Below are 25,187 nucleotides of genomic sequence, written 5' to 3'. Positions count from 1 at the left end.
TATGAAATCAATATTAATGATTTCTTTACATGGATATGTAGGGGCGCATGCAGAATTAGGAAAACCAGATACAGGAGGTCAAGTAGTATATGTATTAGAATTAGCAGATAGATTTAGTAGATTAGGCAAGCGTGTAGATTTGTTAACACGGCAGTTTGAAGAGCAACCAGAGTATGATGTTGTAGATGATAATTTTAGTGTTTGGAGAATTCCTTTTGGTGGAAAAAAATTCATCAGAAAAGAAGACATGCACGACCATTTAAAAAAGTTTGTGACCAATACATTGGCTGCTATAAAAAAAGAAAATAAAAAATACGATGTGGTGTATTCTCATTATTGGGATGCAGGTTGGGCAGGACAAAAAATTGCAGAAGAATTAGGAATTTGTCATGTACATACACCACATTCTTTAGGTTGGTGGAAACAACATTCTATGGGAAGTGATATGGACGAAAAAGAGATGGAAAAAACCTATCGATTTAAAGAACGTATTAGGAAAGAATATTTTGTGTATCAGATGTGTAATTTTGTAATTGCAACGACGCTTCCTCAAGTAGATTTATTGGTGCAGCAATATGATGTTTTGTCTAGAAATTGTAGCATGATTCCTCCCGGAATTGATGAAAATAGATTCTATCCCGTTCCATCTAAAGAGAATGATAAAATCCGATTAAAATATGATATCAAACCAACCGATATTTTAGCACTCGGTAGAATGGCACATAATAAAGGTTATGATTTGTTATTACATGCCTTACCAACTGTTTTTGAGTTGTGTCCGGAAGCTAGATTGGTAGCGGCAATTGGTGGAGATTCGCAACAGGATAGAGACGGAATAGAAACGTTAAAAGTACTAGCGAAGGAGCTTGGAGTGATGGACAAGATAAAGTGGAAAAACTATATTGCAGATGAAGATTTAGCAAACGTATATAGATCTGCAAGTATTTTTGTAATGCCTTCTAGATATGAGCCTTTTGGTATGGTTGCTATTGAAGCAATGGCTTGTGGAACACCAAGTGTAATAACTGTGCATGGTGGTTTATGCGATTTAATTGATTTTGGAAATCAAGCTTTATTTGCAGATCCACACAGACCAAAAGAATTTGGTGCAATGATGGCAATGCCACTGTTGTATCCTAAATTAAGAAACGAAATGTCTGTTGAAGGAGCACGTTTTGCACGTAGAAATTTTGGTTGGACGGGAATCGCAAAAAGGATGTTAACCATTTTTAATAGTTCTATAAATCAAAACACTATGGAATCTAATATTTATTAGTTGCCCTAAAAATGTAAGTGTATTATTAACAGATTAAGTTCTTTATAGTTGAATTAATTCCGGTTTTTATCGGAATCTAAACCCTTAATTAAATGATGTCTAAAATTGTATGTTTTGGTGAAGTTTTATGGGATGTTTTTCCTACACATAAAAAAATAGGAGGAGCTCCATTAAATGTTGCTATTCGTTTAAAATCCTTTCATAATGACGTTGCCATGATAAGTGCTATTGGTAATGATGAATTAGGTAAAATAATTTTGAATTATATTAACGAATTAAATATAAATTCTAAGGCTGTAACAGTTTTAGAAGATTTTACAACGGGAGAAGTTGCAGTAACATTAAACGAAAAAGGAGCTGCTACATATGAGATTGTTCATCCTAGAGCTTGGGATAAAATTCCATTTACAAAAGAATCATCTGATTTGGTAAAACAAGCTGATGCTTTTGTTTTTGGGAGTTTAATAACCAGAGATGCTGTGTCTAAAAACACGTTGTATCAACTTTTAGAATTTGCTAAATATGCTATTTTTGATGTGAATTTAAGAGCGCCTTTTTATGCAAAAGAAGTTTTAGTTGAGTTGATGCATAAGGCAGATTTTATTAAGTTTAATGATGAAGAATTGTATGAAATTAGTGCTTTTTTAGGTTCTCCTTTTCATAATTTAGAACAGAACATACATTTTATAGCTCAGAAAACAAAAACAGCACATATTTGCGTTACCAAAGGTGAGCATGGTGCTGTTTTATTATATGACAATACATTGTTTTACAATAGTGGTTATCAAATTAAAGTTGCTGATACAGTAGGATCTGGAGACTCTTTTTTAGCTTCATTAATAAGTAAATTAATTAATGGTTCAACTCCACAAAAAGCAATTGATTTTGCTTGTGCTGTTGGTGCCTTAGTTGCTCAAAATGAAGGAGCAAACCCTATTATTTCTGAAAGTGAAGTTGAGGAGTTTAGTTGTCTCTAGTAATAGAAATGGATTTTTATAACGGCTGCTTTTTATAATTTTCTTACTAAGCTAATTTTATTTGAAGTTGTATTTAATTCTAGCACTTCTATTTTTTTAGAAATCTTGAAAGGGATATTTTTTTGAGTTGAATTCAAAAAAAAAGAACTGAGTTTAAAAATACTCAGTTCTTTTTTAATTTTCTAAATCTTTTAGAATCTAGAGATTATTCATCAATACTTATATGAAAAAGCGCATCTCCTTTATTAACAATAGGTGTTTTGTTAATGCAAAAAACATGACCATTAAAAGGTGCGTAAACTTTCTTTTTAAATTCGCCAAAAGGATCTTGTATAATACCCAAAACCTCTTTCTTTTTTACAAAACTTCCGTTGATAGCGGTAATTTTAAACATTCCAGAATGCGCTGCTCGTAACCATTTTGCTTTGTTTACAAAAATTGGAGTTGCTCTTACGGTAATTTCTCCTTCAATTAAACCTAAACGAATTAAAACATTTTTAGTTCCGTTTACGCCTTCATTTATAATCGTTGGATTTAGTTCATTTGATTTTCCACCTTCAAAAAGTAAAACAGTTTTACCCATTTTATGTAAAGTGTCTCGTAATGATTTTCTAATATTTTCAGAAAAAACAATCATTGGTGGGTTAAATACCTTTGCCAATTCTAGCGCTTTTTCATCATCTTTATTACATCTAATTTGCGCTATATTATCACGTTTACCACCTCCAGTATGAAAATCAATTACATAATCTACAAACGGCGCAATTTTTTCTGTAAACTGATAGGCAAATTGGCTAGCTAAAGATCCATTTAAAGTACCTGGAAACATTCTATTTAAATCTCTACCGTCAGGAAATTCTCGGGTATGTATTAAATACCCAAAAATATTAAAAACAGGAATGCAAATAATAGTCCCTTTTTGAGGTTTGTTAATGCCTAAATCTATAATTTCTCTAACAATACCAACACCGTTAGTTTCGTCTCCATGAATACCAGCTAATAGTAAAACTACAGGTCCAGGATTATGAGAACGCTCTATAATTACCGGAACTTTTACCGTTGTTCTTGTATGTAATTTAGCTACTTCTAAATCTAAAATTGTACGTTTTCCTTCAGGAATTACTTTTCCTAGAAGGACAAAAGGTTTACTCGACATGTAATTCTAAATAACGGATAATTTCTTTCGCAATATTTTTTCCAGTTGCTTTTTCAATTCCTTCTAAACCTGGAGAAGAGTTTACTTCTAAAACCAATGGCCCTTTAGAGGATTGTAGCATATCTACACCAGCAATACCTAAGCCCATAGCTTTGGTTGCTTTTAAAGCTGTTCTTTCTTCTTCGTCTGTTAATTCAATAATATTTGCATTTCCTCCTCTATGTAAATTAGAACGGAATTCGCCTTCTTTTCCTTGACGTTTCATGGCTCCAATTACTTTACCATCTACCACAAAAGCTCTAATATCTGCACCTCCAGCTTCCTTAATAAATTCTTGTGCAATTACTCTAGCACCTAAGCCATTAAAGGCTTCTAAAACAGAAGTTGCAGCATTTGGTGTTTCAGCTAAAACAACACCTAAACCTTGTGTTCCTTCTAAAAGTTTTAAAACTAAAGGAGTTCCTCCAACAGAATTTATTACATGTTCTACATCTTTTGTGTAGTTTGTAAATACCGTTTTAGGTAAACCAACACCAGCTCTTGCTAAAATTTGTAAACTGCTTAATTTATCTCTAGATCTAGTTAATGCAATAGAAGAGACTGCAGAAAATACTTTCATCATTTCAAATTGACGTATAACCGCTGTTCCATAAAAAGTTACGGAAGCTCCAATTCTAGGAATAATAGCATCGATATCTTCTAAATATTCTCCTTTATAAAATATTTTTGGAGCTTTTCTTTCGATCTCAATGTTACATTTTAAGTGATCTACAACAAATACTTCGTGCTTTCTTTTTGTGGCAGCTTCAACCAATCTTCTTGTAGAGTATAGGTTGGGGTTCCTAGACAGGATTACAATTCTCATTATATTTTGTTTTTTAATTTGTGTGATAAATTTTTCTTTATGGTGTCTATCACAAATATTTTATTTAAAAATTTTCTTCCCAATAATACAGGGTAGGTCATGTCTTTACGTTCACTTAATGTTAAATGAATCGGAAAAGTTTGGTCAAAAATTACAATTTCAGTTTCTACTAAATACCTTTTTTCAGAAATTCCATTAGAACTTTTTACCAATTTAGAAGCATAATTTTTAGTAGTAAACTCCTTATTGTTGTATAATGAATGTTCTGGATCTAATAATTTAAATCGGATAAAGTGTTCATTATTTAGAATAATTTCTTCAATATTAGAACAATGAATTGACGAGGTGTAAGCACCAGAATCAACTTTTACATCAATGTCTTCTAAATGTAGTTCCGGAAAATCTGCTTTATCAACACGACCAATAGTAATTTTCATTTATAAAATTTAAGATGTAAAATTACAGATACTTATTTACATTTTCGAATAAAATAATAATAATGACTGTTTTTTGTTAGAATTGTTAGTCATGACACCGTTTTATGAGTATAAGTTACTCTTAATTATTTGAATTACAGGTAATTATGGTGGTGTTTTGTGAAGGGGAACTAAATATAATTAACTAATAGTACTCGTGTTATTTTTAGGAATTGCTTTTGCTTCTAGTGAAGAGGATATAAGTGCAGCTATACCTGCAACATAAGAGTCTACAAGAAACGTGGATTGGATTTCTTTTAGCAGTACTGCAACAGATGTAAACATTACATCATAGTAACTATTCGGGGGAATCGGCAAACACTTATACAGTAACAGTAATTAAAGGAGATTTATTAATTTTAATTAAAGAGAATCCTGAGTTTGCTTTGGAGGTTAGAGGTATTCTTGAAGCAAAGGGAAGGGGAAAGTGAATATGGATTTTGTTGAAAAAGTTCGTTAAAAAACATTCTTTCGGATGATTTGTAGTTCATCAAAAGTAAAATCAGTTTTTATATAAATTGTAACAAAGCGATGTTAATTATTCAAGTCCTCATCTTCCTTTTGTTTTTCAATACTTTTTTCAACTTTTGTTTTTAGGTCATCAATTTTTTTTATTGATAATTTATTTTTTTGAATTTCATCTACTATCTTTAAACTTTTCTGTTTTTTACGGAGTAATTCTTGTTGTTTATCTAATTCGTCAAGTTGGTCTTTCTTCTTTTCTATTTTTTCTGACTTTATCGCTTTGTCAAAAATTAAATCTTCAGGGTTTTTTTCGCTATTAGTGCTTTCTTTCTCAGTACTCTTTTTTGGTATAAAATATTTATCACTTGTATTTCTCTGATTCATAAAAGTTGGAGAAACAATCTCAATTTTTTCATTATGTAAAACATCCATTACATTACCATTTAAAAGAGAAATGGTGCTAAAATATTTGCTGCTATCTTCTAGAAAACCATGTATTTTATACACTACAGAAAAATCACCCAAATTTTTAATGTATACATATGGCGTTTTTAATCCGGTTAACGTAGCAGCTTCTTTCAGCAGTTTTTCTATAGTTGTTCTGGGAATGTCATAGCCTAATGAAACAGAAATGGCTATTACAGTATCTGTTTTTCGAGTTAGCTTAACAGGATTGGAAGCGATGTATAAATTGGGGATTGTAATAAAATTACTGTCTTCTAACTGAATTTCTGTATGAAAAATACTTTTTTTGGTAACTCTACCTTGTAAATCTCCAATTTCTATAAGGTCTCCATTTCTAAAACGATTCATAGAATTGTTCATGATTCCTGCAATAATATTACCTAAAATTGTGGTTGAACTTAACGCAATTCCTGCACTGACTACAATGGCTAGAAAACTTAAGATTTGACCTTTTAGGCTTTTATCAATAGGAAAAGATAATATGAAAATAAGCAAACCAACAAAAATAACTAGCGCGGAGACACTGTTTTTTAAAATATTACCAGATAATTTATTAGATTTTATTTTTTTAAAGATCCATGAATTGATAAATAATAAAAGAATTAATAATAGAATAATGCTAGTAGGTTCTATTAACGATTTTAAGATGTTAACTATCTGTTCCATTTTTTTTATGCTTTATAACAATACAGATATAAGGTGTATATTTGTAGTTACTGATTTTTTTTTAGCACTATGGAAAGATAGTTTTTTAAAAGTTTAGAAGCAAACTAAACAGTTTTATAAAATAGGCTTTAAAAACTACAATTTTGCAATTGCAGCTTCCGCACAACGTTCTCCGTCCATGGCAGCAGAAACTATTCCGCCGGCATAACCACCACCTTCTCCACAAGGATATAAGCCTTCTATTTCTGTATGCTCTAAATTTTCTTTTCTTGGGATGTTTACTGGTGATGAAGTTCTAGATTCTACACCAATAATATTGGCTTCGTTGGTATAATAACCGTGCATTTTTTGTCCGAATGCAGCAAAACCTTTTCGCAATCTACTACCAATAATTTTAGGTAATAAAGAATGTAAAGGAGCCGATTTTAATCCAGGTTGATAAGAACAATCATTTAAATCGTTAGAAAGTCTACCATCCACAAAATCTACCAGCCTTTGTGCGGGTGCAGTTTGTGTTCTTCCACCAGCTAAAAAAGCTATTTTTTCTAAATCTTTTTGAAATTCTAAGCCTTTTAAAGGACCTAAATGTTCGTATTTCTTAAAATCTTTATCAATATCTAATTCAACTACAATACCCGAATTTGCAAAACGGTTATTTCTACGAGAGGGTGACATTCCGTTTACAACAACTTCTCCGTTCGCAGTAGCTGCAGGCACAATAAATCCACCGGGACACATGCAAAAAGAATATACGCCTCTGTTATTTACTTGATGCACTAAACTATAGGCAGCAGCAGGTAATAATTCATCTCTTTCTCCTTTGCAGTGATATTGAATTTGATCAATAATTTCTTGTGGATGTTCTACACGAACGCCCATAGCAAAAGATTTTGCCTTTAAAGCAATTTCTTTTTTATGCAACAATTCGTAAATATCTCTTGCCGAATGTCCGGTTGCTAAAATAATTGAATTCACAGCCATTTCTGTTCCGTTTTTCAGCTGAATAGCTTGTAATTTATTGTTTTTTACAGTGAAATCTGTAACACGAGTTTCAAAATGAATTTCTCCACCATATTTTAAAATATTCTCACGAATATTCTCAATGATTTTTGGCAGTTTATTGGTTCCAATATGTGGATGTGCGTCTACCAAAATCTGTTCTGTAGCGCCATGGAAAACAAGGTTTTCAAAAATTCTTCTCACATCTCCACGTTTTAAAGAACGGGTGTACAGTTTTCCATCAGAATACGTTCCGGCACCACCTTCTCCAAAACAATAATTAGAATCTTCGTTTACAAAATGATCTTGGTTAATCGCTTTTAAATCACGCCTTCTATCTTGTACGTTTTTTCCACGTTCTAAAACTACAGGTTTATACCCTAATTCAATACAGCGCAAAGCAGCGTACATTCCTGCGGGTCCAAAACCAATAATATGTATTTCTTTGGCATTAGAAACATCTTTATATTCAAAAATATAATCAGATTTTTCGGGAATATTCTCGTTGATATAAACGGCTACCTTGTAATTAAAGATGATGTCCTTTTTACGTGCATCGATAGATTTACGTAATACTTTTACGGCAGAAATTTCACTTTTATCAAGGCTTAATTGCTTAGAAGCTTTGTATAATAAGATGTTTTCTTTACGTTCTTCTATTAAATTTACTCGAAGTTGAATTTCTTTTACCATGTGGCAAAAATAATGAAATTTAAAGGTTATTAAATAAATAACTTTGTGCTAAAATTAAGATTTAGATATTTAATTTTTTATAATTTTAAATGATGACTAAATTGTGAATATAATTATCATAAAATGCGATGAAAACCAAAGGTAAAATCACTATTTTTTCTATCTTTAAAAAATATTTAAAATGAAAATGCATAAAGGGGAGTATAAAGTAGAAAACACTATTCAATTAGCTAATTTTAATACAAAAGAAGTAATTGAAAAGGCCGAGAAAAAGCTAAAGAAAATCAGAAAAAAACTGAGTAAAATTCAGGATACGATGTATGCAGAAGGCAAATATAGTATGTTAATTTGCTTACAAGGAATGGACACATCTGGTAAAGATAGCTTAATTAGAGAAGTTTTTAAAGATGTAAACGCACGTGGAGTTGAGGTGCATAGTTTTAAAGTACCAACAGAATTAGAATTAAAGCACGATTTTTTATGGCGCCATTATATTGCGCTTCCTGCAAAAGGGAAAATAGGTGTTTTTAATAGAACGCATTACGAAAATGTGTTGGTAACAAGAGTGCATCCTGGTTATGTTTTTGGAGAAAATATTCCGACAATACATACGTTAGAAGATATCAATGATGCTTTTTTCCACGAAAGAATGGAAAGAATCAATAATTTTGAAAAACATATTGTTGATAGTGGAACCATTGTTTTAAAATTCTTTTTAAATTTATCTAAAGACGAACAAAAAAACAGATTATTACGTAGATTAAATCTACCCGCAAAGAATTGGAAGTTTTCTGCAGGCGATTTAAAAGAACGCAAATTGTGGGATAAATACCAATTTTGTTATGAAGATTTATTAAATAGAACTTCTAAAGAAAACGCACCTTGGTTTGTAATTCCTGCGGATGATAAACCTACAGCAAGGTTTATTTTAGCAGATATTGTATTAAAAGAACTAGAAAAATATAATTTTAAAGAACCTACGCTTCCTGCAAAAATTCAGGATCAGGTAGAAGAATTTAAAACACAATTAAATAACGAATAGATAAAAAATGTTCAAAGTTTTGAATTGAAAATTCAAAGTTGAGCAATAAACTTAAAAAATAAATTTTGGAATTAAAACTTATTAAACCAATCGTATTTTTCGATTTAGAAACAACAGGTGTAAATATTGCAACGGATAAAATTGTAGAAATAGCAATTTTAAAAGTGTTTCCGAACGGAAATAAAGAAAGTAAAACTTGGTTGGTAAACCCGGAAATGGAAATTCCACAAGGCTCAATAGATGTACACGGAATTACCAATGAAAAAGTAGCTTCAGAACCAACTTTTAAAGAATTGGCACCAAAAATTAATGAGATGATTGGTGATGCTGATTTAGCTGGTTTTAATTCTAACCGTTTCGATATTCCACTTTTAGCGGAAGAATTAATGCGAGCAGGTATCGACTTTGATATGAAAAATAGAAAAGCCATTGATGTGCAAGTCATTTTTCATAAAAAGGAACAAAGAACTTTAAGTGCAGGTTATCAATTTTACTGTGGTAAAGAATTAGAAGGTGCACACGGAGCAGAAGCAGATACCAATGCAACCTATGAAATTTTGTTGGCTCAGTTAGATAAATATGAAGATATAGAGAATTCTGTAGATGCTTTAAGTGAATATTCTACACACGGAGAAAGAGCCGATTTTGCTGGTTTTATTTTAATGAATGATGAAAAGCAAGAGATTTTCTCTTTCGGAAAATACAAAGGTAGAACCGTAGAAGAGGTGTTTAAAGAAAACCCTGGGTATAATAACTGGATGCAAAATGCAGACTTTCCTTTATACACCAAAAAGGTGTTGAAAGAAATTAAAGAAAGAATGACGGCTCCAAAAAAGCAAATGTCTGACGCAGAAAAGTTACAAGCTTTGCAACAGAAATTTAATTTAAGATAGTAAAGCAAGGGAGCACGCTCACATGTTGAGTCTTTTGGTTTTGTCATTTCGAAATGAGTCTTTTTAGGCATTTCGGCGTCGCTCAATATTAACTAATGAGAAATCTCATAGTTAACTAAGAACTTAATATTTTAAGTCTTATAATTTAGATTGGTTAAACCAATCTGATAATTACACAGTTAAACAATTACACAACAAACAATGTTTACAGAATATAAAAATTTACCAAATAATTCTCGCGTTTGGATTTATCAATCCGACAGAGAATTTACTGCAAAAGAAGTTGAATTTATTACTGAAAAAGCAATAGATTTCATCAATCAATGGACGCGTCATGGAGACGATTTAAAAGGTTCTTTTACTATAAAATACAATCAGTTTTTAGTGTTAGCAGTAGATGAAAGTTTTAATAATGTGTCTGGTTGTTCTATAGATAGTTCGGTTCGTTTTATTAAAGAAATAGAAAATGAATTGAAATTAGATTTAATGGATAAAATGAATGTTACTTTTAAAGATAACGACAATGTTAATTTAGTAAAATTGTTCGATTTTCAGCAGTTTGCAAAAGAACAGAAGGTAACTGGAGAAACTATTGTGTTTAATAATATGGTAAATACAAAAGCAGATTTTGAAAGCAATTGGGAGATTCCAGCAAAAGATAGTTGGCACAAACGTTTTTTGGTATAAAAATTGTTTTAAGTTATTAAATTGAGCTTGCAAATTGGTTGCGTTAAGGATTGAACGGTTTGTTTGAGCTCTTTTTTAGGTGTAGTTCGAGTGATTACGCTTTTTTAGCGTAATTGTATCGAGAACAAACCTAAAAAAAGCGAGTAGTGAAAGCCTGTTAAAACGCCCAAAAAAATAGGGTAAAAAAAATATGAAGAAAGAGTTACTATTAATCGTTTTTATAAGTTTTGTTTTTAATTTATCTGCACAAAGTGTAGATCCTTTAATTACAAAAGATGCAGAAGCGCAAAATATTTGGGTGGATAGTATTGTGAAAAATATGACTTTAGATGAAAAAATAGGTCAGTTATTTATGATACAAGCCTATTCTAATAAAGACAAAAAGCACGAAGATTATATTACTAGCATGATTACAAAATATCATGTGGGTAATTTAATTTTTATGCAAGGTACGCCAGAAAAGCAAGCAAGGCTTACAAATAAATATCAAGATTCTGCAAAAGTGCCTTTATTAATTGGTTTTGATGGTGAATGGGGTTTAGACATGCGTTTAAAAGATACCTATCGTTTTCCTTGGAACATGACATTGGGAGCTATTAGAAACGATTCTTTAATTAAAGAATTTGGAGAGCACTTAGGGAAACACTGCAAAAGATTAGGAATTAATATTAATTTTGCTCCAGTTGTAGATATCAATACAAATCCGGATAACCCAATTATTGGTAATCGTTCTTTTGGAGAAAACAAAGAAAATGTAACTCAAAAAGCCATCGCTTTTACACAGGGTATGCAAAGTAAAGGGGTTTTGGCAAATGCCAAACATTTTCCGGGTCATGGAGATACGGCAACAGATTCTCACCAAACATTACCTGTTTTAAATTTTGATATGGCGCGTTTAGATTCTATTGAATTGTATCCGTATAAAAAAGTATTTGATGCAGGTATAACAAGTGTTATGACAGCGCATTTAAGCATACCCAGTTTAGAATCTGATAGCAGATTGCCAACTTCTTTATCTAAAAACGTAGTGACTAATTTACTGCAACAAAAATTAGGTTTTTTAGGATTGGTAATTACCGACGGTTTAAACATGAAAGGTGCTGCTAATTATGCCACATCAGCAGAAATTAATTTGGCAGCAATTCAGGCAGGGAATGATTTATTGTTAATTCCGCAAGAGATTCCGGGAACCATCAATTTAATTAAAAAAGCGGTTGAATTAAAAACGCTAACAGAAGAAAGAATAGATGTTTCTGTTTGTAAAATTTTAAAAGCAAAGTATTGGGCGGGTTTAAATAAGTACAAACCGATATCATTAAAAAATCTTCATGAAGATTTAAATTCAATTCAAGATGAATTATTGCATAGAGAATTGGTGAAAAGTTCCTTAACTGTTGTTAAGGATGTTGGAGAAAATATACCTGTTAGAAATTTAGAAAAAAAGAAAATTGCATACGTAAAATTAGGGGATGATTCTGGGTACGATTTTGTAAATATGCTGAAAAACTACGGCAAGGTAGATATGATTTCTGATAATAATCTAGATGGACTTATTAAAAAACTGAAACCGTATAATTTGGTATTAGTTGGTTTTCATAAATCGAATACAAACCCATGGAAAAGCTATAAATTCACTAATAAAGAGTTGGTTTGGTTGCAAGAAATTGCTAGAGATAATACCGTGATTTTAGATGTATTTGCAAGTCCTTATAGTTTATTGCAGGTAAAAACTTTTACAAATATAGAAAGTGTTATTGTTTCTTATCAGAATAGTAAACTGTCGCAACAATTATCTGCTCAATTAATTTTTGGTGCTTTTGGAGCTAAGGGAAAATTACCTGTTTCTATTAGAGGTGAGTTTTTTGAAGGTAGAGGTTTTCTTACATCAAACCTTAATAGGTTTGAGTACACCATACCAGAAGCAGCTAATTTATCATCCATAAAATTAAAAAAGATAGATTCTTTAGCAAGTATTATTTTAAAGAAAAAAATGGCACCCGGTTTTCAGGTTTTAGTGGCAAGAAATGGTAAAATTGTGTTAGAGAAAAGTTATGGACATCACTCGGATGATAAGAGTGAAAAAGTAAAAAATTCTGATGTGTATGATTTGGCATCGCTTACTAAAATTTTAGCCTCTTTACCTTTAATAATGAAGGCAGAAGAAGAACATAAAATTACATTAAATGAAAAGCTACAAGATCTCTTACCTAGTTTTAAAGGTTCTAATAAAGCGGCTGTTTCTGTTAGAGAAATACTTTCTCATTATGGTAGATTAAAAGCATGGATTCCTTTTTATGTGGCAACTCAAGATAGTGTGACTCATAAAAACTTACCTAGTTTTTATAGTAGTAAAAAATCAGCAAAATTTGCTATAAAAGTTGCAAAAAACTTATATATAAACAAGAGTTATAAGGATAGTATTTATAAATATATTAGAGATGCAGACCAAAGAGAAAAAGCGGGCTATAAATATAGCGATTTAGGTTATTATCTATTTAAGGAAGCATTGGAGAAAACATACGATAAACCTTTAAATAAATTAGTGGATGAAGATTTTTATCAATCTTTAGGGGCTAATAGAACTAGTTATTTACCACTACAAAAGTTTGCTAAGAATGAAATTATTCCTACCGAAAAAGACAATTATTATCGCAACCAATTAATACAAGGTTATGTACATGATCAGGGGGCTGCAATGTTAGGTGGAGTAGGTGGTCATGCTGGTTTATTTGCCAATGCAAATGATGTTGCTAAGATTATGCAGATGTATTTGCAAAAAGGATATTATGGAGGTAAACGTTATTTAAAAATGGAAACAGTAAATAAATTTAACCATCGTTATTTTTCAGGTAAAAATGTACGTAGAGGGCTAGGTTTCGATAAACCACAATTAAATCCTAGAGTTAAGGCTACCTGTGGTTGCGTTTCCGATGAAAGTTTTGGGCATTCTGGTTTTACAGGGACGTATACTTGGGCAGATCCACAAAGCGGAATTGTGTATGTGTTTTTGTCTAATAGAGTGTATCCAACGGCAGCAAACAGAAGTTTGGTAAATAGCAATATGCGTACAGAAATTCAGCAAATTATTCAGGACGCCATTATTGATTAGAAGCTATTTCCTGCTTTCCGCACTGGTTTTTTTTATTCAGAAAAAGAATAAAAAAGAGCTCAAACAATTGCTACAAATGCAAAGCATTCAACGACTCAATAAAATATTAAAGCAGAGTTAATTAGGGCTAAACTTGCTTGCCAACTTTTTATATATTAAGAGCTAAGCTTCCGTATTTGTTGGCGAAAATTTACTGTATATAAATATTATAAAACAGCTAAAAGTAAAATAAAATAGAGCTATTTGGCTTCCAAATAAATACCATACAATAAAGGCTTGCAGTGCATAAAAAAGAGGTAAAACAAAGAGGTTATACGTATATCTAAAAGTATCTACAAAATCTATATCAGGATTCTTTTTGGCTTGTTTTTTATAAATGAAATAGTGTATCATACTATTTAAAATAATTAAGTAATAAAGCGGTTTTAAATAGTTAGTAGTACCTTCTTTTTTAGGCGGAAAGGTATTTGTTTTAATCATTTCTTGCACCTTTTTAACTTCTGTAAAATCTACTTGTGCTTCGTTTAACTTTGTTAAAGTTATGTTGTAGTTTTCATCTTTTTCTATATAAACAGAGAGTTCTTTTAATTGCTTTACAACTTCGTTTTTTAGAATGTTTATAGATTTACTAGGTATATTATTGGCGTAAATCTCGCTAGCATCAATAGGTGTTCCATAATGCAAAGCAACTTTACTAGGAAACTGGGAAGCATTTTGGTAGGTAAGTCCAACAGGTACCACTTGTATCTGTAAATCAGGATATTTTTCAATAGCTCCATACACAATTCTGGTAAAGCCTTTACTTAAAGGTCTTACCGTTCTGTCTCTACAATCACTCCCTTCCGGAAAAATCATTAAAGATTTACCTCTATTAAAAATATCGTAACATTTATTAAAAACTTCTTCGTTTTTTGCCAATTGATCGATGCCGTCGCGCATTCTGTAAATAGCAATTAGGTTTAAAGAATTAAGTATTTTTTCTATGATAGGATTTTTAAAAGCAGCTGCTTTTACTAAAAAGTAACTTGCTCTTGGGTTATTAGTGGTAACAATTAACGGGTCTATCAATCCGTTTGGATGATTTATTGCAAAAAGTACTGCACCTTTTTTAGGAACGTTTTTTAAACCAACAACTTTTATTTTTTTTGTGTAAAATACTAGTCCGAGTTTAACGTACTTACGTACTAAACGAAACCAAATCTGAGAAACTTCCATTTTATTTAATAATTTTTAAAGATGATTTTCTACCCCAATAAGTTGCTAATGCCATGCCAGAAAAAACATCCCAAACTCCCCAAAAAGCAGCTAATAAAGCCATTCCTCCTAAACCTTCAAAGAAACCGAAAATAAGTAATAAACCCAAGCCTCCATTTTGTATGCCTGTTTCCATTGCAATTGTTTTACAATCTTTTTTATTCAATTTAAAACTTTTTGCGGTATAAAACCCTAAAATGTAGGCAAATATATTGTGAAAAATTACTAAGAACAGTACATGGTGAATATGATGAATAAAAATATTTAAATTTTGATAAAAAGCAATAAAAATTAAAGCAATAAAAACCAACATAGATAGCGGTTTTAATACTTTTTCTATCTTGTTCGCCACTTCCGAATGGTAATGTTTAATAACCATTCCAAGTATTAAAGGAATTCCTAAAATTATAGAAACCAGTTTAAATAAATCATAAGGATTTAAAGAAACAGTTTTTAAAATTTTATTGGTAGGTTCGTATAAACTTCCCCAAAATTGTAAATTTAGAGGTGTCATTACTATACATATTAAAGTGGCAAAAGCTGTTAAGCTAACGGATAAAGCAGCATTTCCACCAGCCATCTTACTAAAAAAGTTAGAGACATTTCCGCCAGGACATGCGGCAATCATCATCATTCCTAAAGCAAAACTAGGATGAGGTTCTATAATTAAAATAGCTAAAAAAGTAGCAGCAGGCAATAAGATAAATTGCGATAAAACACCCACAAATACTATTTTAGGATTTTTAAAAAGTCTTTTAAAATCTTCTATAGAAATACCCAAAGCAACTCCAAACATAATAATGGCAATAGCAATGTTTAAAACCCATAAACCACTTTCATCAAAGTTTATTTTAATATCGTCTATATCTATGTTGTTTTGCATTTATTTAAAAAAGTTTCAAGGTTTCTGGTTTTCTTGCTTCAAAAAAATCTTGGTTCAAATTTTATTTTTTTCTCGTAAAGTTGCAAAGGCGTATCGTTTTTTATTGTTGCTAACAGCTAACAGCTAACAGCTAACTCAATTCTTAAAAGCAAACTCAATTATGTTCGCACCCATTTTTAAGGATTTTTCACGGATATTTTTAGGATCGTTGTGTATAATTTCGTCTTCCCAACCATCACTTAAATCTGTTTCATAGTCGTAAAAAACCACCAACCTTCCTTCGTAAAATAGACCAAAACCCTGTGCAGGCTTTTTATTATGCTCATGAATTTTAGGAACACCGTTTGGGAATTTAAAAGTCTGACTGTAGATAGGGTGATTATTTGGAATTTCTTTGAATTCCAATTTAGGAAAGACTTTTTTTAGTTCTCTTCTGATGTATTTATCTAAACCATAATTGTCTGAAACATGCAGGAATCCGCCAGAAATTAAATAATTTCTTAAATTATTAGCATCCTCATCAGAAAACAAAACATTTCCGTGTCCGGTCATAAAGAGGATAGGGAAATTAAAAATGTCTTCGGTACCAATCGTTACTGATTGTGGATTTTTAGAAATATGGGTTCCAATATTGGTGTTTGCAAAGTCTATTAAATTAGGAATTGCAGTTGGATTTGCATACCAATCTCCACCACCATTATATTTTAAAATGGCAACATCTTGCGCGTTGGTATAGAAATTAAGAAATATAAATAATAGAATTAAAATTTGCTTCATTAATTATTTTAGTGAGAATTAAAAGCAAGATAGTAAAAATTACTGATTGATAAACGAAATAGTGTTTACAGTAACTAAAGCAGCTGTTTCTGTGCGCAATCTACTTTCGCCTAAAGAAATAGGAATCATGTTTTTTGCTAAACATTTTTTTATTTCTTCTACAGAAAAATCACCTTCAGGACCAATTAAAATAGTTGTTTTTTCGGATGGTTTTATAACAGATTGTAACAAGTTTTTGTCTTGTTCTTCGCAATGTGCAATACAGACCTTGCCTTCAAAATCTTGTTTAATAAAATCATTTAATTTTACAGGTGCATTTAATTTTGGTAGCGTAAATTTTAAAGATTGCTTCATTGCAGACTGAATGATTTTTTCGAAACGTTCTAGTTTTACAATTCTACGTTCTGAATTAGAACAAATAATTGGCGTAATTTCATCAATACCAATTTCTGTGGCTTTTTCTAAAAACCATTCAATTCGATCATTTAACTTGGTAGGAGCAATGGCAATATGCAGGTAATAATTCCACGGTTTTGGTTTTTCTTCAAAATGAATCACTTCTGCCAAACATTTTTTATCACTAGCAAGAATAATTTTTACATCAAACAAAAAACCTTTTCCGTTGGTAATTTTTAGAACATCATTTGTTTTTTTGCGTAAAACACGTACAATATGTTTGCTCTCAATTTTATCAAACGTAATTTGTGTGGTTTCTGTAGAAATTTCTGAATTATAAAATAGTTGCACGTTTCGTTAAAAGATTAAAGTTAGGTGTTTTTGATGTTTTTTTTGATTTAGTTTCAAAGTAGCAAAGAAGTATAGTTGCAAAGAACCAGTGATTTTTTAATTTTGCTTACTGCTTACTGCTTACTGCTTACTGCTTACTGCTTACTGCTTACTGCTTACTGCTTACTGAATACTCTTTCTATACGTTCTACGTCTTTTATGTGTTACAGGATGAAAATTTTCCCATAATTTTTTTATTGCTTCGTTGTCTTCTAATTCAGGAGTTCTAATGCAATTTTCTATACCTAAAGGCGCAAATGTCTTGGTGTATTGATCAAAAATAATAGCATGTACTCCTTTGTTTTGATAAGCTGGATGCACACCAATTAAGTAAAAAGTAACGTCTTTAGAGTGCTTTCTTGCTTTTAATAAATGGAACAATCCAAACGGGAATAATTTACCGTTAGCTTTTTGTAAAGCTTCAGAAAAAGAAGGCATTACAATGGCAAATGCAACTAGTTTATTGTTCTCATCTACCACAAATTTTATATATTCTGGGTTGATAAAAGAAATATATTTTTTCTTAAAAAAAGCAATCTGAGAGTCAGATATTGGTACAAAAGAAGATAGTTTAGAGTACGAAGCGCTAAAAACCTCAAACATTTCATCTACATAAGGCATAATGTCTTTAGTCTTGGTAAAATCTAATGCTTTAAGTTTTAATCGTTTTTTTAAAATGTTACTTATTCTATCAAAATAAACACCATCTACATTTTTAAACTTGAATTTGTTTTCTAAATATTCTTTCTCTTTAACAAAACCTAATTGCTCTAAATGTTCTTTATAATATGGATGATTATACCAGGTAATCATGGTTCCTATATGATCAAAACCTTCCACTAAAACTCCGGTTTTATCTAAATTATTAAAACCAATTGGTCCTTCTATGTATTCTAATTTATTTTCTAGACCTATTTCTTTAACTTTTTCTAAAAGTACTTTACTAACTTCAATATCATCAATGACATCAAACCAACCAAAACGCATTTTTTTAATTTGTTGTTTTTCAACTTCAAACCAATTGATTATGGCAATAACTCTTCCCACAATTTCGCCATCTCTTAGGGCAACAAAAAATTGTGCATCTGCATTCTCAAAAACGGGGTTTTTTGTTGGGTCAAAATTGTCAACTTCATCTTTAATAATTGGCGGAACCCAATACTTATTATTTTTGTATAGTGAAAAAGGAAATGTTACAAATTGTTTCATTTCCTTTCTGGTAGTCATTTTTTTGATTGTAATCATTTTACAAAAATAGTTTTTCTAATTGTTATTCTAATCATCTTCTACTTCTTTCTCTAACTCTTTAATTTCTCTTTCTAATTTTTCTATTTCTGATTCTTCTTTTTTCTTTTTCTTACCAAACAAACCTAAAAAACCACCTTTTTTCTCTTTTGTAGAAATTCTTTTACGACTTCTTTTTCTAATGGGTTTCTTCTTATCTTTTTTCTTAAAGACACTAAAAATTCTAGAGAAAAAATTATTTTGTTTTTTGTTGTATCTGCTTATTGGCGTGTCTTTTATTTGTTGTCCGTTGTCATTTAAATCGGTATAAGAATCATAATGACTATCTATTCTATAAGAAATCCCTAAACCTGCGTAAATACCCTGAGACTTTCCTTCTTTAATAAATCTAGCAGAGGTGTTCATTTGAAAATCTTTGTTAAAAAGATAAGCGAATCCTGCGCCAATATTTAGATTATTTTGATGTTTTAAGAAAATGCCTTGATGCTCAATAAAACCAGACCAATTATCGCTAAAATTTTGGGTAGCTGTTACTATATAAGAAATTTCAGAAAAATCGGTACCTATTTTATCGTAGTAAAGATTGTAAATAACATTAAATTGATTGGTAAGATTTTGTTGAAGTAAAACGCCTAATTTTGGCGATACACTTTCTGTTTTATAAAGGTCATTTACAACATCTGTATTTATACCCAAATAAACAGCAACAGAAGGGATAAAACGTTTTTTATCAAAAGCATGTCGCCTTCTCCAACTTCTTACTTCTTTCGTTTTATCGGTATATTCTGGTTGAAATAATAAATATTTTGCACCGATTGTAAATTTACTCAATCCAGAAGTTGAATATTGTGATGTAAAAATGTTATTAAACGTTACTTCGTCCTTTTGGTAAGTGAACTGCGCATTTAATTCTAATTTTTCAAGAAAAAAACTTGTTCTAAAAAGTAAATCTGCTCCAAAAGATTCTGGTATAGAAAAAGTGGGCTCTATACTTGTTTTTTTGTAGAAAAAATTAGTTTCAAATTGATAAACACCTGTACCAACACTATAAGGGCTTTCTGAAAAACCAGGTTTGTTAGAATTTATTACATCTGTATATTGTGCTTGTGTATAGTTAGATACAAGTATTGTAAATGTAATAAAAAGTTTAAGTAAAAGGTTTTTCATAAATTTTGGATACGATTTTATAGGTAATAATATCTGCTACACAAACATAGGATAAAAATGCTATTTTTTAAAAGCAAACGATACTTTTTTGAGTTTAAGAAAGTTTTATAGTTTGTAAACGCTTCAATTGTATTCAAATTGTTATTTTTGATTGATTTTTTATAAATATATATTTGAATGGGATTATTAAAAACTATTTTTTTTATTGTTCTTTTTTATTATGGTTTTAAGTTTTTAGCAAAATTGTTCGCTCCTTTTTTAATTAAAAAAGCGGCAGAAACAATTAAAAAGAAAGCAGAACAACAATATGGAGGAGGGCAAGAACAAAAAAGTACGGTTTCTGAAGGAGAAACAGTAATTGACAAAAAACCAAGTAATCAGCAACAAAGTAGAAACTCTGTTGGAGAATATGTAGATTTTGAGGAAATAGATTAATTTATGAAGTTTACTAAAATTTTACCATATATAGTTGCGGTGGCAATTTTTGCTTTGGCATCTATTATATATTTTCATCCGCTTTTAAAAGGGCAAAAACTGAATCAGTCTGATATTACTCAGTTTACCGGAATGGTAAAAGAGATTAATGATTTTAGGGCAGATAAAAATGCAGAACCTTATTGGACAGGTGCTTCTTTTAGTGGAATGCCAGCGTATCAAGTAAGTGCCTATTATCCGAATGATTTTGTAAGAGTTTTAGACATAACTTTACGTTTTTTACCAAGACCTGCAGACTATACTTTTTTGTACTTTTTAAGTTTTTTTGTATTAATGATGGCGTTGAAAGTCAATTGGAGACTGGCAATTTTTGGTTCTCTAGCCTTTGGGTTTTCAACCTATTTAATCATTATTTTTGGAGCAGGACATAATGCAAAAGCGCATGCAATTGCTTACATGCCATTGGTTTTAGCCGGATTGTTGTGGGTTTTTCAGAAACGATATATTTTAGGGTTTTTGGTAACTGGTGTAGCGATGGCTTTAGAAATTTATACCAATCATCCTCAGATGACCTATTATCTTGGGTTTTCACTATTAATTTTAGGAATGGTAGAACTTATAAACGCCATTAAAGAAAAAATTATTCCAACATTTATAAAACAAGTTATTGTAATTCTTGCAGCTGTTTTATTAGGTGTTGGCGCAAATTCTTCGCGTTTAATGGCTATGAAAGAATATGCAGACCATAGTACAAGAGGTAAGTCTGAATTAACCATCAATCCTGATGGAACCAAAAAAGCAGTGACTAAAGGTTTAGATAAAGCCTATATAACAGAATATAGTTACGCGAAATTAGAGACTTTTAATTTGTTTATTCCGCGTTTTATGGGCGGAGGAACGATGGAGAAATTAGGAGGTGATTCAAATTTTTATCAACTTTTAGAAGCGAAAGCAGGCAAAAAAGCAGCAAAGGAATATTCTGAACAAGCATTAACGTATTGGGGAGATCAAAACATTGTAGAAGCACCAGCATATATAGGAGCAGTAATATTTTTTCTGTTTTTCTTAGGGATGTTCTTAGTAAAAGGAAGACTAAAACAATGGTTAGTAGCTGCAACGGTATTTTCAATTTTAATGAGTTGGGGAAGAAATTTTGATGTTTTAACCAACTTTTTTATTGATTATTTTCCGTTATACAATAAGTTTAGAGCAGTTTCATCGATACAAATCATCGCTGAATTATCTGTGCCTATTTTAGGTGTTTTGGCTTTAAAAGAATTCTTTTCTTCTAAAATTTCTTCGGATGAAAAACGAGATGCTCTAAAAAAAGCAGTGTATGTTTTTGGAGGATTAATTATTGTAGGTTTTTTACTAGCACATGGTTTTTCAACCTTTGAAGGATTAAGAGATGCTCAATACAAGCAGTTACCTGGTTTAACAGATGCAATTATTTCTGATAGAAAATCGATGTTATTAACAGATACTTTGCGTTCATTATTTTTAATGATACTTTCTGCAGGTGTTTTATGGATGTTGTTAAAAGAGAAATTAAAACAAGGTGTAGCTATTTTAGTACTGACACTTTTTATACTGTTCGATTTAATTTCTGTTGATAAAAAGTATGTGAATGAAACCGATTTTAAATCTGCAAGAAAAATTGATAAACCATTTATAGCTTCAACAGCAGATAAAATTATATTACAAGATAAAAGTCATTATAGAGTTGGTAATTTTACGGTAAATCCAATGAATGATGGAAGTACCTCTTATTTTCATCAATCTATTGGTGGATATCATGCAGCTAAATTAGGACGTTATCAAGAATTATTCGATTTTCAAATAGCCAAAAATAACATGCAAGTTTTAAACATGTTAAACACCAAGTATTTTATTATTGGCAATGATAAAGGAGAAAAACAATCGCAATTAAACCCAGATGCCAACGGAAATGCATGGTTTGTAGAACATGTAAAAATTGTAAACTCTGCGAATCAGGAAATACAAGCGTTAGATTCTTTAAATACAAAGACGGTTGCCGTTTATCAATCCGACCCTTCTGTAAAAGATAGAATTATATTTCCTAAAGAAATTGACTCAACAGCTTCTATAAAACTTTTAAATTACGATGTTACAACGTTAACATATCAATCTAAAACAAACAAAGAACAATTTGCTGTATTTTCTGAAATCTATTATAAAGATGGTTGGAACGCTTATGTAGACGGAAAATTAACGCCATACGTACGTGTAGATTATGTGTTAAGAGGAATGACGATTCCTGCAGGAGAACATACGATAGAGTTTAAGTTTGAGCCAAAAGTAATTCAGCAAGGGAAAATCATTTCTTTATCTTCTTATGCTTTGCTACTATTGATAACCGTTGGTTGGTTCTTTTATGAAAAGAAGAGATTAAAGAAATGAAAATAGGAATGATTTTGGATGCTCCGTTTCCACCAGATCCGAGAGTAGAAAACGAAGCCGTTTCTTTGGTAAAAGCAGGACATGATGTTTTTCTATTTTGTTTAAAATATGCCGATGAAAAATCGTCTGAAGTTATAAACGGAATTCAGGTTAAAAGATATGCTTCTAATAAACTAGAGTATAAATTATCCGCTTTAGCATATACCTTTTCTTTGTATCATTTTTTGATGGGAAAAAAAATTCATCAGTTTGTAAAAGAAACAAAAATTGATGCTTTTCATATTCATGATATCAGAATTGCACAGGCTGTTTTTAATGTGAATAATGGATTTCATTTACCTGTAGTTTTAGATTTGCATGATAATATGCCTGAAGTAATGAAGTTGTATCCACATCTTCAAAAGTTTCCGGGAAAGTATTTGATTTCACCATTAAAATGGAAAAAGAAAGAAAAGGAATTTATAGGAAAAGCAACTAAGGTAATTGCTGTTTCTCCAGAATTTTTAGAGAATTTAGCACAAAGAATTCCATCAGCAAAAGATAAGTTAGTACTAGTTCCGAATACGATTAGAGAATCATTTTACACCAATTATACGATTGATAAAACGATTGTAGAGAGATACAAAGACAATTTTGTACTCTTATATTTAGGCGATACACATTTAAGAAGAGGCTTACAAACAGCCATTGAATCGCTAATTTCTTTAAAGGAATCGATTCCAAATATTAAGTTGGTAATTGTAGGTAAGAATACTACAGATGTTGTTTTAAAACAACAAGTTGCCGATTTAAAATTAGAAGAATTTGTCGATTTTGAAGGTTGGCAAAATGTTTCTTTATTTCAGTCTTATATTTTATCGAGTGCTATTTGTATTTCGCCTTTGCATAGAAATTTACAACACGATGTTGCGTATGCAAATAAGATTTTTCAGTATATGAGTCTGGCAAAACCTCTTTTGGTAAGTGATGCTACCGCTCAAAAAAGAGTTGTTGAAAAACATAATACAGGCTTAATTCATAAAGATAGAGATGTTAAACATTTTTCTGATAAAATTTTAATGCTCTACAAGGATGAAAAATTAAGAAATGAATTAGGGCAAAATGGAAAAGAGTTTATAGAAAATGAATTTTCTTGGGAACAAACTTCTAAAAAACTACTACATTTATACGATAACCTACAATAGTGAAAGTATTAATAATTACATATTATTGGCCACCAGCAGGAGGTTCTGGAGTGCAACGTTGGTTGAAGTTTGTAAAATATTTACAAGAATTCGGAATAGAACCTGTGGTGTATACCGTTGATGATGTCAATTATCCGAAGGAAGATTTAAGCTTAATAAATGAGGTTCCAAAAAATATAGAAGTTTTAAAACAACCTATTTGGGAACCGACGGATTTACTTTTTTGGAAAAAAAAGAAACCTAAAAAAAGCGGAATTTCTAACGTTAGTAACAGCGGTATTTTATCTTTTATTAGAGGGAATTTTTTTATTCCAGATCCTAAAGTGTTTTGGGTAAAAGCATCTGTAAAATACCTTCAGAAGTATTTAGATTCTCATAAAATTGATACTATTATTTCTACGGGGCCGCCACACAGTATGCATTTAATTGCTCAGAAATTACACAGGAAAAATAATATAAAATGGCTTGCAGATTTTAGAGATCCTTGGTCAGATTTGTATTATAATAAAGATTTTAAGCAATTATCATTTGCTAAAAATAGAAATAGAAAATTAGAAGAAACTGTTTTAAAAAATGCAGATTGTGTGTTGACAGTTAGTAATTCTTTAAAAATTGAATTTGCTAAAAAAGCCAGTAGAGTAGAGGTTGTCAGCAATGGTTTTGATGATGAAGTTTTAACCAAAAGTGCAATTAATTTAGATGCTAAATTTTCCATTTCCTACATCGGGTTGTTGCCAAAACAAAGTAACCCAAAAGTGTTTTTTAAAGTTTTAAGCCAACTTACTTTAAAAAATAAAGACTTTAAGAACGATTTAAAACTGAATTTTATTGGTGATATTTCTGATGAAGTTAAAGAAGTAATATCAAAAAATAATTTACTAGATAATTCTGATTTTAAAGGATATGTTTCTCATGAGACTGCTATAGAATATCAGAAAAAAGCACAAGTATTGTTGTTGTTAATTCCGAATGTAGAAAAATCTAAAGGAATATTAACTGGAAAATTATTTGAGTATTTAACAGCAAAAAGACCCATTTTAGCGATTGGACCGGAAGATGGAGATTTATCAGAAATATTAAAAGAGACCAATGCAGGAGTTGTAATTGATTTTGAAAATGAAGAAAAAATTACCTTAGAAATAGAACGGTTATATCATCAATTTAAGCTAGGAACTTTAGAAGTGAAATCTAAAGGCATAGAAAGATATCATAGAAAAGAATTGACGAAAGAGTTAGCTTTGATTATTAAAAGTTTACATTCGTAAG

22 protein-coding genes are annotated in these 25,187 nt (G+C 30.7%); 10 read left to right on the top strand and 12 right to left on the bottom strand.

The window, feature by feature from the left end; translation table 11 throughout:
* The first annotated feature begins 1 nt into the window (after nucleotide 1).
* Together JOP69_RS07880 and JOP69_RS07875 are read left to right on the top strand one after the other, a co-directional pair.
* Nucleotides 2-1,276, top strand: coding sequence for a glycosyltransferase (locus JOP69_RS07880; RefSeq protein ID WP_203393975.1), 1,275 nt, complete (start codon nucleotides 2-4; stop codon nucleotides 1,274-1,276).
* Between the two features lie 95 nt (nucleotides 1,277-1,371).
* A complete protein-coding gene (locus tag JOP69_RS07875) occupies nucleotides 1,372-2,253 on the top strand; it encodes a carbohydrate kinase (RefSeq protein ID WP_203394056.1) in 882 nt (293 codons plus the stop codon).
* 205 nt (nucleotides 2,254-2,458) lie between these two features.
* Here JOP69_RS07875 and JOP69_RS07870 read toward each other — a convergent pair whose 3' ends face one another.
* The 6 genes from JOP69_RS07870 to JOP69_RS07845 form a co-directional block, all read right to left on the bottom strand.
* On the bottom strand, nucleotides 2,459-3,409 hold the full coding sequence (locus tag JOP69_RS07870; RefSeq protein WP_203393976.1) for a succinylglutamate desuccinylase/aspartoacylase family protein: 951 nt from the start codon (nucleotides 3,407-3,409) through the stop codon (nucleotides 2,459-2,461).
* A complete protein-coding gene (gene rimK, locus JOP69_RS07865) occupies nucleotides 3,399-4,274 on the bottom strand; it encodes a 30S ribosomal protein S6--L-glutamate ligase (protein ID WP_203393977.1) in 876 nt (291 codons plus the stop codon). Before rimK ends, JOP69_RS07870 begins: the two co-directional genes overlap by 11 nt.
* The gene (locus JOP69_RS07860) at nucleotides 4,274-4,711 is read right to left on the bottom strand and encodes a RimK/LysX family protein (RefSeq protein WP_203393978.1); all 438 of its coding nucleotides are present in this window, start codon (nucleotides 4,709-4,711) and stop codon (nucleotides 4,274-4,276) included. Before JOP69_RS07860 ends, rimK begins: the two co-directional genes overlap by 1 nt.
* 180 nt (nucleotides 4,712-4,891) lie before the next feature.
* Nucleotides 4,892-5,035 (bottom strand): hypothetical protein, encoded by a 144-nt coding sequence (locus tag JOP69_RS07855; protein WP_203393979.1) that lies wholly within the window; start codon nucleotides 5,033-5,035, stop codon nucleotides 4,892-4,894.
* A gap of 249 nt (nucleotides 5,036-5,284) precedes the next feature.
* Complete coding sequence (locus tag JOP69_RS07850; protein WP_203393980.1) at nucleotides 5,285-6,346, bottom strand: mechanosensitive ion channel family protein; 1,062 nt, start codon at nucleotides 6,344-6,346, stop codon at nucleotides 5,285-5,287.
* Nucleotides 6,347-6,481: 135 nt separating this feature from the next.
* On the bottom strand, nucleotides 6,482-8,038 hold the full coding sequence (locus JOP69_RS07845) for an NAD(P)/FAD-dependent oxidoreductase (RefSeq protein WP_203393981.1): 1,557 nt from the start codon (nucleotides 8,036-8,038) through the stop codon (nucleotides 6,482-6,484).
* A gap of 181 nt (nucleotides 8,039-8,219) precedes the next feature.
* Between JOP69_RS07845 and JOP69_RS07840 the strand changes: the two genes are divergently transcribed.
* From JOP69_RS07840 to JOP69_RS07825, 4 genes are all read left to right on the top strand, one after another.
* A complete protein-coding gene (locus JOP69_RS07840) occupies nucleotides 8,220-9,080 on the top strand; it encodes a PPK2 family polyphosphate kinase (protein WP_203393982.1) in 861 nt (286 codons plus the stop codon).
* A 65-nt stretch (nucleotides 9,081-9,145) separates the two neighbouring features.
* On the top strand, nucleotides 9,146-9,973 hold the full coding sequence (locus JOP69_RS07835) for a 3'-5' exonuclease (protein ID WP_203393983.1): 828 nt from the start codon (nucleotides 9,146-9,148) through the stop codon (nucleotides 9,971-9,973).
* A gap of 201 nt (nucleotides 9,974-10,174) precedes the next feature.
* On the top strand, nucleotides 10,175-10,660 hold the full coding sequence (locus JOP69_RS07830; protein ID WP_203393984.1) for an ABC transporter ATPase: 486 nt from the start codon (nucleotides 10,175-10,177) through the stop codon (nucleotides 10,658-10,660).
* Between the two features lie 190 nt (nucleotides 10,661-10,850).
* Nucleotides 10,851-13,769, top strand: a complete 2,919-nt coding sequence (locus JOP69_RS07825) for a glycoside hydrolase family 3 N-terminal domain-containing protein (protein WP_203393985.1) — start codon at nucleotides 10,851-10,853, stop codon at nucleotides 13,767-13,769.
* Nucleotides 13,770-13,931: 162 nt separating this feature from the next.
* Here the strand turns inward: JOP69_RS07825 and JOP69_RS07820 are convergent, their stop codons facing one another.
* The 6 genes from JOP69_RS07820 to JOP69_RS07795 all read right to left on the bottom strand — a co-directional run bounded on the left by JOP69_RS07820 (nucleotide 13,932) and on the right by JOP69_RS07795 (nucleotide 19,881).
* Nucleotides 13,932-14,984, bottom strand: a complete 1,053-nt coding sequence (locus tag JOP69_RS07820; RefSeq protein WP_203393986.1) for a 1-acyl-sn-glycerol-3-phosphate acyltransferase — start codon at nucleotides 14,982-14,984, stop codon at nucleotides 13,932-13,934.
* 1 nt (nucleotide 14,985) lies between these two features.
* Nucleotides 14,986-15,906 (bottom strand): bile acid:sodium symporter family protein, encoded by a 921-nt coding sequence (locus tag JOP69_RS07815; RefSeq protein ID WP_203393987.1) that lies wholly within the window; start codon nucleotides 15,904-15,906, stop codon nucleotides 14,986-14,988.
* Between the two features lie 135 nt (nucleotides 15,907-16,041).
* Nucleotides 16,042-16,683, bottom strand: coding sequence for a DUF4159 domain-containing protein (locus tag JOP69_RS07810; RefSeq protein WP_203393988.1), 642 nt, complete (start codon nucleotides 16,681-16,683; stop codon nucleotides 16,042-16,044).
* A 39-nt stretch (nucleotides 16,684-16,722) separates the two neighbouring features.
* Entirely contained in the window at nucleotides 16,723-17,430 is a 708-nt protein-coding gene (locus JOP69_RS07805) for a 16S rRNA (uracil(1498)-N(3))-methyltransferase (RefSeq protein ID WP_203393989.1), read from the bottom strand.
* Nucleotides 17,431-17,592: 162 nt separating this feature from the next.
* Complete coding sequence (locus tag JOP69_RS07800) at nucleotides 17,593-18,714, bottom strand: GTP cyclohydrolase (RefSeq protein WP_203393990.1); 1,122 nt, start codon at nucleotides 18,712-18,714, stop codon at nucleotides 17,593-17,595.
* Between the two features lie 30 nt (nucleotides 18,715-18,744).
* On the bottom strand, nucleotides 18,745-19,881 hold the full coding sequence (locus tag JOP69_RS07795; protein WP_203393991.1) for a transporter: 1,137 nt from the start codon (nucleotides 19,879-19,881) through the stop codon (nucleotides 18,745-18,747).
* 177 nt (nucleotides 19,882-20,058) lie between these two features.
* On the opposite strand from JOP69_RS07795, the gene JOP69_RS07790 reads away from it, so the two are divergent.
* Genes JOP69_RS07790 through JOP69_RS07775 form a run of 4 tightly spaced genes read left to right on the top strand, consistent with a single transcriptional unit; the run spans nucleotide 20,059 to nucleotide 25,186 of the window.
* Nucleotides 20,059-20,316, top strand: a complete 258-nt coding sequence (locus JOP69_RS07790; RefSeq protein ID WP_203393992.1) for a DUF4834 family protein — start codon at nucleotides 20,059-20,061, stop codon at nucleotides 20,314-20,316.
* A 3-nt stretch (nucleotides 20,317-20,319) separates the two neighbouring features.
* On the top strand, nucleotides 20,320-22,737 hold the full coding sequence (locus JOP69_RS07785) for a YfhO family protein (protein ID WP_203393993.1): 2,418 nt from the start codon (nucleotides 20,320-20,322) through the stop codon (nucleotides 22,735-22,737).
* Entirely contained in the window at nucleotides 22,734-23,921 is a 1,188-nt protein-coding gene (locus JOP69_RS07780; RefSeq protein ID WP_203393994.1) for a glycosyltransferase family 4 protein, read from the top strand. Before JOP69_RS07785 ends, JOP69_RS07780 begins: the two co-directional genes overlap by 4 nt.
* Nucleotides 23,921-25,186 (top strand): glycosyltransferase family 4 protein, encoded by a 1,266-nt coding sequence (locus JOP69_RS07775; RefSeq protein WP_203393995.1) that lies wholly within the window; start codon nucleotides 23,921-23,923, stop codon nucleotides 25,184-25,186. Before JOP69_RS07780 ends, JOP69_RS07775 begins: the two co-directional genes overlap by 1 nt.
* Nucleotide 25,187: the final 1 nt, after the last annotated feature.

The sequence above is a fragment of the Polaribacter sp. Q13 genome, assembly GCF_016858305.2.
Lineage (GTDB): Bacteria > Bacteroidota > Bacteroidia > Flavobacteriales > Flavobacteriaceae > Polaribacter.
Note: the sequence above shows the minus strand (reverse complement) of the source record. Positions and strands in the feature narration are given on the sequence as shown.